Genomic DNA, 9,478 nt, shown 5'->3' on the forward strand with positions numbered 1-9,478 from the left:
GGCCCGCAGGGGGAATGGTCGTGCCCATATCGGAGTTCCTCGCCGGGGTGCGGGCCAAGGTCGGCAACGACCTGCTCATCCTGCCCTCGGCGACCGCCTGCGTCTTCGACGATCAGGGCCGCATGCTCGTGGCCCTGCACAAGGAGCAGGGCGACCTCTGGGCTCCTCCGGGCGGCATCATCGAGCCCGACGAGTCACCCGACGACGCCGTCGTCCGCGAGGTGCGCGAGGAGATCGGCCTCGACATCCGGGTCCGCGGCCTGATCGGGGCGTACGGAGGCCCCCTCTACCGCGCCTCCTACGCCAACGGCGACCAGGTCTCCTTCGTCATGTCGGTCTACGGCTGCGCCGTGGCGGGCGGGGCGCTGAGCCCCGACGGCGTCGAGATCGACGAGGCGCGCTGGCTGTCCGAGCCGGAGACCGTGGGGCTGACCATGCCCGGCTGGGCCCCCGCGGTCATCATCGACGGCTTCGCCTGGTGGCGCGCCTCCCGGGACGCCCGCAGCCCGGTCGCCTGAGGCCGCGGCCACGCGGCCCGTGACAACCGATTGATCCCGTTCGACGTGAGTCGATTGCGGCCACCGTCGCGAAGGGTGTATCTAAAGTCGCGGGTGATCTCTTTTGAACTCTGTTTACATCGACCTCGCCATCGGGCTGGTCCTGGCGTTCCTGCTGTTCTCGCTGCTGGTGAGCGGCGTGAACGAGGGTCTCGTACGGCTGCTCGGCATCCGGAGCAAGTTCCTGTGGGCCTACCTCACCGACACGCTCGACGGGCCGAAGGGCAAGAGGTCGTGGATCCCGAGCACGGTCGGCGAGGTCTTCGCGCGGCTTCCCTTCAGCAAGGACGCGCGGCCGGAGTTCAGCCCGCTTCCGGCTCCGGTGCAGAGCACGGCCACCACGTGGTCCGGGCGGCTGTACGAGCGGCTCCGCGAGATCGACCACAGCAAGGACGGCAAGACGAGCATCGCCTCGATCCCGCCCGGGCGGTTCGCGGTGGCCATGATGGAGATCGCCACCAGCGAGGGCGGCGCGCCCGTCCTGCTGGCGAGGCTCGAACAGGACGGCAGCCCTCTGTACGGGCCGCTGAAGAGCGCGTGGGAGACCGCCCACGACGACCTGGACGCGTTCCGCAAGGGCGTCGAGGACTGGTTCGACGGCGAGATGCAGCGCCTCACCATGCTGTACCGCCGTTACGTCCGGTGGGTCATCGCCGCCCTCGGCCTGGTGCTCACGCTGGTGTTCAGCATGGACTCGCTGGAGTACGGCAGGGCGATCCTCACCGACAACGCCATCCGGGCGCAGGTGGCCGCCACGGCCGACGGGGGAGCGCAGTCGCTGTCGGGCCTTCGGGACAAATGCCCCGACCATCCCGCCGACCCGTACGCCTGCGTGACCGAGGTGCTGTCGGCTCCGGCCTTCGTCCAGATCGTGGGGAACGTCCCGGTGTCGGTGAGGATCCCCGACAGCGGCAGCCCCAAGTGGATGTGGAACGGCGGGGAGTGGCTTCACCGCCTGGTGAGTCCCGGCCACTGGCCCGGGTTCCTCATCACGTTCTTCGCCCTGCTGTTCGGCGCCCCCTTCTGGTGGGACATCTTCCGCCGCCTCACCGGGATCCGGGTACGCGCCGGCGAGACCACGAAGTGACTCGCAAAACCCCCTAAACGCGGACAAATGACTACATATGGCGACATATGTAGAGTTGCCGATAAATGCGGAATAAGGTGCCAGGCTTGGCGTTCGCACGTCGTGGAAGTCCCAGGTCAGTGGGGTAGGAGACCCGTATCTCATTCCTCAGGATGGTTGGGGGGCCATGGCCATGGGGGGCTTCGGGATACGTGGTATCGGAGTTCTGTCACTCAGCGTGATCGCGCTCGCGGGGTGCGCGGAGGGGAAGACCAAGGTCGTGGCGCAGCCGGCCGCGTTGGGCAAGTCCGCCAAGCCGGCGAACGCCCAAGACGCGCGCAAGGCGGCGATGGCGAAGGCCGCCAAGGTCAAGGCGAACGAGCTCGGCCAGATACCCGTGCTCATGTACCACCGCATCGTCGCCAAGCCCGCCGGTACCGACGACCGGACTCCCGAGCAGTTCCGCGCCGAACTGGAGCGGCTGGCGAAGGACGGCTACGTCCCCATCACGGCCAAGGAGTACACCACCGGCAGGATCGGCATCCCCGCGGGGACCCACCCGGTCGTGCTCACGTTCGACGACTCCTCGCCGTCGCAGCTCACGCTGGACGGCTCGGGGGCGCCCAAGCCGGACACCGCCGTCGGCATCCTCCGGGACGTCGCGCGCAAGCACCCGGGTTTCCGGCCGGTCGCCACCTTCTACGTCATCAAGGACATGTTCGGGACCTTCGGGCAGGAGGCCCAGGCGCAGGTCCTCGGATGGCTGCGGGACAACGGCTACGACATCGGCAACCACACCCGCGACCACCTCAACCTGCGCGGCCGCTCCAAGGAGCAGGTCACCGAGCAGATCACGGCGGGACACAAGCTGATCACCTCGCTGATCAAGGACGCGCCGAGCACGCTGGCCCTGCCGTACGGCAACCAGCCGAGCACAAAGGACTGGGCGCTCCGCGGCTCGGCCGGGGACGTCCGCTACAACTACACCGGGGTCTTCCTGGCGGGCTACACCCCGGCGGCGTCGCCCTTCAGCAAGGACTTCGACCCGCTCGGGATACCGCGCATCAGGGCCATGGACAAGGTCGGCGACTGCGCCCGTTTCTGCTCCACGGCGTGGCTCGACTGGCTGAACGCCCATCCCGAGGACCGCTACACCTCCGACGGCGACGTCGGCACCGTGGCCTACCCGAAGTTCAAGAACCCGTACGCGGCGCCGCGCTACACCCGCTACTCGCTGCCCTACTGACGGCCGCCGGCCGTCAGTGCAGGTCGAGCGCCATGAGGACGACCAGCCCGATGAGGTGGGCCACCACGACGAACACGATCAGGAAGACGAACACGAACTTGGCCGGCCCATGCTCGAAGTGCTCCCCCTCCTTGAGGGGAGGCAACTGGGCGCGGCGCTCGGCCAGGCGCTCCTCGATGGGCTTGCGACCAAACATGAACTGCCTCTCGCTCGGGGCAATCGCTACCTTCGCCTGCCCACTGGAACCACAACGTCGGGGACCCCGTGGAGGCTTCCTGAACCAGAGCCCCCGATCCGCCGGGCACGCTATGAGCGTATATCCCGCCATGTCCGCCCCCCCACCCGCCCAGCGGCGGGCGCATGGACGCGGGCCGGCGGGTTCGGGGGGCTCGGTGGACGGGCCCGTCGTTCACGACATATCGTGAGAATAATGATACGTAGCACGATGACGTCCGCCCCCAAGGAGAATGCACCATGACCCCCAAGAGCAAAAGGTCGCTCGTGCAGGAGCTCATCCAGGCGTTGACCAAGGTGACCTCGGGCGTCGTCGGCAACCCCATAAACCCGGGCCCGGTCGTCGACCCGAAAACCCACCGGCCCACCACCCCGCCCCGCCGCCGCTGACGCCGGATACTGCCGCCTCGTCTCCGCCGACCGGGGCTCACCGCCACCATCGTGAGCGCCTGATAATCACGGCAGGCAAACGGTTGCCATCCCTGCCATGCCGTGTTTTCGTCCGTGCATGGACAATCGCGACAGCGTACAGCGACGTGTCACGATAAATGACATCGCGGAGGCTACGGGCTTCGCCGCGTCCACCGTGTCTCGCGCGCTGTCGCGGCCCGGCCGGGTGAACGCGGCCACCCGCGATCGCATCGTGGCGGTGGCCCGCGAACTGTCCTATGTGCCCAACACCCACGCCCGCGCGTTGACCTCGGGACGTACGGAAACCGTCGCGGTCCTGGTGTCCGACGTGACCAACCCGTTCTACTTCGGGCTGATCCGGGGCACACAGCACCAGCTCAAAGCCGCAGGCTACGCCCACCTGCTCATCGACACCGAGAATTCCGGCGAACTGGAGTCGCACGTGCTGTCGAAGATGCGGCAGTCGATCGACGGGGCGATCATGGCCACCTCGCGGCTGTCCCGTCGTCTGCTCGCGGAGCTGGCCACCGAGCTGCCGTTGGTGGCGGTCAACCGCATGGTGCGCGGTGTCGAAAGCGTGGTGCTCGACTCCCCATCCGGTGTGGCGCAGGCGGCCGAGCACCTGATCTCGCTCGGGCACAGCGAGATCGTCTACATGTCCGGCCCGGAGAACTCCTGGGCCAACGAGGCCCGATGGCGCTCGCTGATCGCGGCGGGGGCCCGGCATGGGCTGCCGGTACGCCGCCTCGGTCCCTTCCCGGCCGGTCGGATGTCCGGATCGGCCGCCGCCGACGCGCTGATCAACACCCGTGCCACGGCGTGTATCGCCTTCAACGACCTCCTTGCCATCGGGATGCTCACCCGGCTGCGTGAGCGCGGGCTCGGCGTGCCCGGTGAGATCAGCGTCGTCGGCTGTGACGACATGTTCGGGGCGGATTTCTGCCACCCCACCCTCACCACGCTCGCCGCTCCGATCGAGCAGGCCGGGCGGGTGGCGGTGTCGATGCTGCTGGCACGCCTCAACGACAGTGCGCCGGCGACACGGCAATCGGCCGTGTTGCCGACGCACCTGATCGTGCGTGAGTCGACGGGTCCCGCCCCGCGCTAGGGGTGGCAACAGCTATCACTTCAGTATGTGTTAGTATGCATGGGTGAACTTGAAAGAGTGGGCTAAGGCACAGGGTGTCCACCCGATCACCGCTTACCGGTGGTATCGGGAGGGCACCCTGCCCGTGCCCGCTCGCAAAGTCGGGCGGCTGATCCTGGTCGGAGACATCGATCCCGCCACCCCGGGCGGCGCGACCACCGTGGTCTACGCCTGTGTCTGGTCGGCCGATCAGAAGGCCGACCTGGACGGCCAGGTCGCCCGGGTGGCGGCGTGGGCGACCGGGCGCGGCATGAGCGTGGACCGGGTCGTGACCGAGGTCGGTTCCGCCCTCAACGGGCGCCGCGAGAAGCTCCTGGCGCTTCTCGCCGATCCCGAAGTGGCCACGATCGTGGTGGAGCATCGAGACCGCTTCGCCCGCTTCGGCGCCGAGTACGTCGAGGCCGCGCTATCGGCCCAAGGTCGCCGCCTGCTGGTCGCCGATCCTGCTGAGGTCGACGATGACCTGGTGCGAGACGTCACGGAGATCCTCACCTCGCTGTGCGTCCGCCGGTACGGCCGCCGCGCTGCGGCGAACCGGGTGCGGCGCGCGGTGGCCGCCGCCACCGGAGGCGGGACGACCGGATGAAGGTGACGCAGGCCTACCGCTACGCCCTTGATCCCACCCCCGGGCAGGCCGCCGCCCTCGCCTCGCACTGCGGCGCGGCCAGGTTCGCGTTCAACTGGGGCCTGGGTGTGGTCAAGGTCGCCTTGTCCCAGCGGGAAGCGGAGAAGTCCTACGGGGTGCCCGAGGAGCACCTGACCGATGTGGCGTGGTCGCTGTACGGTCTGCGCCGGGCATGGAACGCCACCAAGGGCGTCGTTGCCCCGTGGTGGGCCGACAACTCCAAAGAGGCCTACAACAGCGGCCTGGACAACCTGGCGCGGGCGCTGAAGAACTGGTCGGCGTCTCGTAACGGCACCCGTCAAGGCCGCAAGATCGGCTTCCCTCGCTTCAAATCCAAGCATCGCGCCGCCCTGTCATGCCGGTTCACCACCGGCGCCATCCGCCTGGAGGCTGATCGCCGCCAGGTTACGCTGCCCCGGCTGGGGACGATCCGCACCGCTGAGTCGACGCGGAAACTGGCCCGCCATCTGGAGCGCGGCACCGGCCGGATCCTGTCGGCCACCGTCCGGCGGGAGGGGGGCCGCTGGCTGGTGGCGTTCACCTGCGAGATCGACCGCACCGACCGCATCCCCGTGAAGCCGGACGGCGTGGTCGGGGTGGATCTCGGCGTCAAAGAACTCGCGGTGCTGTCCACCGGCGAGGTCGTCGCCAACCCCAAGCATCACCGCTCGGCGCTCAGGCGGCTGCGCCGATTGAACAAGCGGCTCTCCCGCCGCGTCGGCCCGCACAACTCCGGCGGAGCCAGGCGTGAGCCCTCCGCCCGCTGGGCCGCGACCACAGCCGCCCTCGGCAAGGCGCACGCCCGCGTGGCCAACCAGCGGCGCGACGGCCTGCACAAGCTCACCAGCCGTCTGGCGCAAACCTATGGCACGGTCGTGGTCGAAGACCTCAACGTGTCCGGGATGCTCGCCAACCGGCGTCTCGCCCGAGTGGTCGCCGACGCCGGCATGGCCGAAGCGCGACGCCAGCTCGCCTACAAGACCATCTGGAGCGGCGGCAGGCTCATCGTCGCCGACCGGTGGTTTCCCTCCAGCAAGACCTGTTCGGGTTGCGGCGCGGTGAAAGCCAAGCTCGCCCTGTCCGAACGCACCTACGCATGCGCCGAGTGCGGCCTGGTCGCCGACCGCGACCACAACGCCGCGCTCAACCTGGCCGCACTCGCGGCCGACGTCGCCCAGAGTCGCGGGGAGACGCTAAACGCCCGCCGAGGAGCGGTAAGACCCAGCACCCGTGCCGGGCGCGCACCGGTGAAACGGGAACCCCGGAAACGGGGAACGCTCCGGTGCAAGCCGGAAGCTGTCTGAGGGAGTGCTTACCAAAGCGCACTCACAGGCAACGGTAGCTGACGATGTTCACTTGACGACGGTACTGGTCGACGCGCCGGTGTCGTTGATGATGACCGGGGTGGTCGGCAGGGTCGTGTACGGCGGGCTGGGAAAGCTGTTGGCCGGGGTGCCCTTCACGCCGGAGAGCACCATGTTCCACACGCCGTTGACCCAGCCGCCGATCTGACTGTAACGGGTGTACCACTGCTGCTGGGAGTAGGGGCCGACCTTCGATGGCGGTGTCGCCGGGCGTTACGGCTTCTTCGGATCCTGCCCGTAGCCGTTGCACTGGCGTCCGCCGTTGATGCAGTAGCCCACGAGGTAGGCCTGGCGCGGCGCGTTCCACCCGTTCATGAAGTCGTAGTGGAAGGTGTACGCGGCGCCCGAGGCGAGGGCCAGACCGCTGGTGTTCCCCCCGGCCAGCGGATACGGGACCTTGGCTTCGAGCATGGGCAGAGGTACGGGGTGGTCCGCCGGGCAGACTCCCCGGACCGGCCATGCCATGTGGGACTTGTGGTCGGCGCTGTCCAGGTGCACGCCGTCCCAGCAGCTCGGCGCCTTCAGCCGGGCGACCAGGGATGTGCCGCTCGGGCACGATGCGGGGAAGTCGGCGCCCTCGTAACCGGGGCACTTCCAGGTGCCTTGGTACGCGGAGGCGTCCGTCGCGCGGGCATCGCCGACGACGAGCCGGAACCCGGGCGGGAACGGCTGGACGGTGCGGTAGTCCTTGACGCCGGACTTGTAGTAGATCGTTGGCTTGTCCGGCAGCCGTACGGCGCCGTTCTGCAACAACGTCGGGAACCAGTACCCCGACGCGTCGAGCGTGTCCTCGCAGGACGTCGCCCCACCGACCAGCGCCTGCGGGGTGGAGTTCGCGTTGGTGGCGGGGTTGCCGACGAACGTGTGGTTGTGCGACGCGCCTGGCAGACCCGGGAACACGATCGGGTCGTCGCTGAGCCGATGGGTGACGGTGCAGTTCGCGTGCATCTCCTGGTACTGCGCGAACGGCGGATCGTCGGCCACTTGCACAGCACCGGCCGCTTGCGTGGCGCCTGCCAGCGTCAGGACGAGCGCGGCCGTCGCGACCGTGAGGGTGCGAATACTCATGACGGCTCCTTGGCGATCTGAGTATCGGAAGTGGGTGGAATCCGGACTTTATTACGGCAATGTTGCAGCGGAAAGCGCTTGCCAAAAGTTGCCACCGGGCATCCGGCCACCCCCAGGTGATCGTTTCCAGGCAGGTCAGAGGCGCGTGGTTGACGGTCCGCAGGCAGGCCGTTACACCGGGGAGAAGCGTGCCGGAAGAAACAGATGTGAAACACGCCGCAGGCGTCTGGTGGTGCCTTGTCAGGTCCGCGGCCCGGCAGATGCGGATCGCGGGCGCGAGGCTCTGTTTCGCCCCGCCCGAGGGGGCGAGCCGAGGGGGCGAGCCGAGGGCGGGGGGAGCCATCCGGGCCCACGGGATTGGAGCGCATGCGAAAGGCCGTCGGTCGTCCCTCTCAACGGAGGGACGACCGACGGCCTTTCGCGGGATGCCTGAGTGCCCTGTGTGTGCCCTGGCTGCTCAACCGCCAGCGTTCACGCAGGTCGTAAGCTCAGTGGCTCAGACGTCGTAGAGCTCGAACTCTCGCCTGCCCTTTCTCACCTGCGCCGATCACGTCGAGTAGTGCTCTGATCAGGCAATATAGCTCTCAACGTTTCCCACGGACTTCCGACGTTTTACAGCCTCGGACGGAACCAGAACGGAACTGACGGCCACGCGCCCGTTGTCGACGCAAGCCTTGAGCGCGCAACCAGCCTATTCAAGGTCTTCGGGAGACACCACATCTGGATCGCGCGATATACATCCGGGATCAGAGACCCCGCTCAGCCGAAAGCTGGCGAGGCGCGGTGCGTGATCTGTAACGGCCGGGCCTGGTCAATATCTCACCCGGCCCGGCCGCCACCTCACGCCATTAGTAGTAGATGTTCCAGCGCTGGTTCCAGCTTCCGTGGCACTGGTAGACGACAAGCGGTCGGCCGTTGGTGTAGCTGGCGCCCGAGATATCGAGGCAAAGCCCGCTCCGCAGATTGACGAGCTGGACCCAGCTGCTCCCCAAATCGGCCGGTGCCGGCACGGCTGTCCAGCGCTGATTGCTGGCGCCGCTGCAATCCCATTGCTGCACGCGGGTGTTGTTGCCGATCGCCCCATCGATCGCCATGTCGAGACACTTGCCGGAGAGCTGGTTCTTCAACTCGTAGACGACGTGGTTGTCCGCATCGATGTATTTCACGGTGATGATCCACCGCTGATTCCCGACCTCGACGCCCGGGCTGGCGGTGCGCAGCTGCCACAGCTGAGCCGGGGCACCGTTCGCCATCCCATTCGCCGTGGATGAGTCCATTTTTGTGTCGAGCACCATCTTGGTGCCGCTCTGTGGAAGCACGCTGATGTATGTGGTGATCGAGGCGTTCGCGGGGGCTTGACTGATGAACACGGTGGCTAACGCGACGAGGCTGGCAGCCGCGACCGCGAATAGCTTCCTGGTACGCATAAATCTCCTATTCCTCTGCCGACGTCGAGGTATCCGGCCTGGTGCCGATCCCCGCAGTCGCGCATGATGACCTTCCTTCCATATCCAGCTATCGTCAAGATCTTTTGGATCAATATCTTCTAGGCTGCTGCGGATGAGGGTTGGTCGCTTAGTTAGCCGCGAGTGGTCCTCGTGCGCCAGCTCTCGCCCTGCCAATCCCATTTGCCGTCGACCCATCGTGGAGCGGCAGCGCAGGGACCTAGGCCCTGTTTCGAAGTCGGCTGAGTGACGGCGTGTCGCGCCCGGACAAGCAGAGAGGTCTCCGGTAAAGGGTTCATCGACCAAGAAGAACCT

11 protein-coding genes are annotated in these 9,478 nt (G+C 67.5%); 8 read left to right on the plus strand and 3 right to left on the minus strand.

Going from position 1 to position 9,478, the window contains the following annotated elements; translation table 11 throughout:
- The first annotated feature begins 20 nt into the window (after positions 1-20).
- From ACGFIV_RS04990 to ACGFIV_RS05000, 3 genes are all read left to right on the plus strand, one after another.
- Entirely contained in the window at positions 21-518 is a 498-nt protein-coding gene (locus ACGFIV_RS04990; protein ID WP_392832047.1) for an NUDIX domain-containing protein, read from the plus strand.
- 103 nt (positions 519-621) lie between these two features.
- Complete coding sequence (locus ACGFIV_RS04995) at positions 622-1,644, plus strand: hypothetical protein (RefSeq protein ID WP_392832050.1); 1,023 nt, start codon at positions 622-624, stop codon at positions 1,642-1,644.
- Between the two features lie 217 nt (positions 1,645-1,861).
- The gene (locus ACGFIV_RS05000) at positions 1,862-2,869 is read left to right on the plus strand and encodes a polysaccharide deacetylase family protein (RefSeq protein ID WP_358560797.1); all 1,008 of its coding nucleotides are present in this window, start codon (positions 1,862-1,864) and stop codon (positions 2,867-2,869) included.
- Positions 2,870-2,882: 13 nt separating this feature from the next.
- On the opposite strand, the gene ACGFIV_RS05005 is transcribed toward ACGFIV_RS05000, so the two are convergent.
- Complete coding sequence (locus ACGFIV_RS05005) at positions 2,883-3,065, minus strand: hypothetical protein (protein WP_358560794.1); 183 nt, start codon at positions 3,063-3,065, stop codon at positions 2,883-2,885.
- A 278-nt stretch (positions 3,066-3,343) separates the two neighbouring features.
- Between ACGFIV_RS05005 and ACGFIV_RS05010 the strand changes: the two genes are divergently transcribed.
- From ACGFIV_RS05010 to ACGFIV_RS05030, 5 genes are all read left to right on the plus strand, one after another.
- Positions 3,344-3,493, plus strand: coding sequence for a hypothetical protein (locus ACGFIV_RS05010; RefSeq protein ID WP_358560791.1), 150 nt, complete (start codon positions 3,344-3,346; stop codon positions 3,491-3,493).
- A gap of 118 nt (positions 3,494-3,611) precedes the next feature.
- Positions 3,612-4,622, plus strand: a complete 1,011-nt coding sequence (locus ACGFIV_RS05015; RefSeq protein WP_392832054.1) for a LacI family DNA-binding transcriptional regulator — start codon at positions 3,612-3,614, stop codon at positions 4,620-4,622.
- Between the two features lie 43 nt (positions 4,623-4,665).
- Positions 4,666-5,247, plus strand: coding sequence for an IS607 family transposase (locus ACGFIV_RS05020; RefSeq protein ID WP_358560785.1), 582 nt, complete (start codon positions 4,666-4,668; stop codon positions 5,245-5,247).
- On the plus strand, positions 5,244-6,590 hold the full coding sequence (gene tnpB / locus ACGFIV_RS05025) for an IS607 family element RNA-guided endonuclease TnpB (protein ID WP_392832056.1): 1,347 nt from the start codon (positions 5,244-5,246) through the stop codon (positions 6,588-6,590). Before ACGFIV_RS05020 ends, tnpB begins: the two co-directional genes overlap by 4 nt.
- 52 nt (positions 6,591-6,642) lie before the next feature.
- Positions 6,643-6,798, plus strand: a complete 156-nt coding sequence (locus tag ACGFIV_RS05030; protein WP_358560781.1) for a hypothetical protein — start codon at positions 6,643-6,645, stop codon at positions 6,796-6,798.
- 65 nt (positions 6,799-6,863) lie between these two features.
- On the opposite strand, the gene ACGFIV_RS05035 is transcribed toward ACGFIV_RS05030, so the two are convergent.
- Positions 6,864-7,718, minus strand: a complete 855-nt coding sequence (locus ACGFIV_RS05035; RefSeq protein ID WP_358560778.1) for a DUF1996 domain-containing protein — start codon at positions 7,716-7,718, stop codon at positions 6,864-6,866.
- A gap of 848 nt (positions 7,719-8,566) precedes the next feature.
- Positions 8,567-9,145, minus strand: a complete 579-nt coding sequence (locus ACGFIV_RS05040) for an RICIN domain-containing protein (RefSeq protein ID WP_358549482.1) — start codon at positions 9,143-9,145, stop codon at positions 8,567-8,569.
- Positions 9,146-9,478 lie beyond the last annotated feature (333 nt).

Source organism: Sphaerisporangium sp. NPDC049003, from assembly GCF_043197795.1.
Classification (GTDB): domain Bacteria; phylum Actinomycetota; class Actinomycetes; order Streptosporangiales; family Streptosporangiaceae; genus Sphaerisporangium.